The following is a 1,208-nucleotide window of genomic DNA, read 5'->3' as shown; positions in this document are numbered from 1 at the left end:
ATTTCTGACTACATTGATAGCGAAGTGGCTGAATTTACGAGTTTCAGCGATTTTCATTTAATGGATATTGGGCAAAAGAAAATGATGCTGTATGTAATAATTCCGTTGATGGACCAGTCATGGCAGAGCTTAGTGAACTTGTTCTTTAGTCAGTTATTTAATGAATTGTACGAGTTAGCAGCACTACACCATGCGAGGTTACCACGGAATGTGAACTTTATTTTAGATGAGTTTGTCAATCTCGGGAAGTTTGATAATTACGAGGAATTTTTAGCAACGTGTCGTGGTTACGGCATTAGTGTTGCGACGATTATTCAAACGATTTCGCAGCTTCAGGATCGTTACGGCGATAAAAAGGCAGAGTCCATTTTAGGGAACTGTGGGATTAAATTATGCTTGAACGCTGCCAATCGGACAACGGCTACTTATTTTAAGGACTTGCTTGATAAAACGACCGTTAAAGTAGATACGGAATCTGAATCGAAGCAATATGGTAAGGAGAACCGGACGAGTAGCATGAGCGAAAATGAAAGCTTTGCAGCCCGTGATTTAATGACAGCGGGCGAAATTATGCAAATGCCAGCTGATATAGGCATCATTTTATTTCAGCATAAGCCACCCATTCAAGTAAAGAAAGCCTTTCAGTTTCAATTGTTTCCTGGCGTAACAGAAAAATATGAAGTCAGTCAGTTTGATTATCATGCAAAGCCTTCAGCAGAGCAACTACAAAAGCTGACGCTCGCTCAGCAAGCATTTGAGGAAGATATTGCGAAAAAGGCAGTAGCCAAGCAAACCGAGCAGGAACAGTTGGAGAAGGACTTTTTCGGCTTTGAGGTCGTGGAGCAGGAGGTCACATTTGAAAGTGCGTTGGAGGAATTAAACGGTGACTTAAATATTTCAGGAAGTGAGCCTAATAAATGAGGTGAGCTGTAGTGAATTTCATTCAAGATAAAGTTATGGATATGTTAAATGAATGGTTAAATGATTTACTGACAGCGGTTTTTAAGTTTTTAGCAGAGGTGCTGTTTAACCATGAGGCGCTCAGTGGCTTGTTTTTAGACGTATATCGTATTTTCGCTGTTTTTGGCGGTGTGTTACTTGTGGCGATTGTGCTATTTAGAATATTGAACGCCATGCTAAATGAAGCGACCAATAATGAAAGTAATATTGCTGAAATTATCGTCAGTGCATTAAAGGCAAGTATCATG

2 protein-coding genes are annotated in these 1,208 nt (G+C 39.9%); both read left to right on the top strand.

The genetic code is table 11. The features are described from left to right. On the top strand, positions 1-921 hold a 921-nt coding region (locus QI30_RS20080), incomplete at its 5' end, for a type IV secretory system conjugative DNA transfer family protein (protein ID WP_158621117.1). A gap of 11 nt (positions 922-932) precedes the next feature. After that, the coding region (locus tag QI30_RS20075) for a hypothetical protein (RefSeq protein ID WP_148113932.1) at positions 933-1,208 on the top strand (276 nt) is incomplete at its 3' end.

Source organism: Candidatus Kurthia intestinigallinarum (assembly GCF_003991225.1).
In the GTDB taxonomy this organism is placed as follows: Bacteria; Bacillota; Bacilli; order Bacillales_A; family Planococcaceae; genus Kurthia; species Kurthia populi.
The sequence above is the reverse complement of the archived record's forward strand: the minus strand, read 5'-3'. Positions and strand labels throughout refer to the sequence as shown.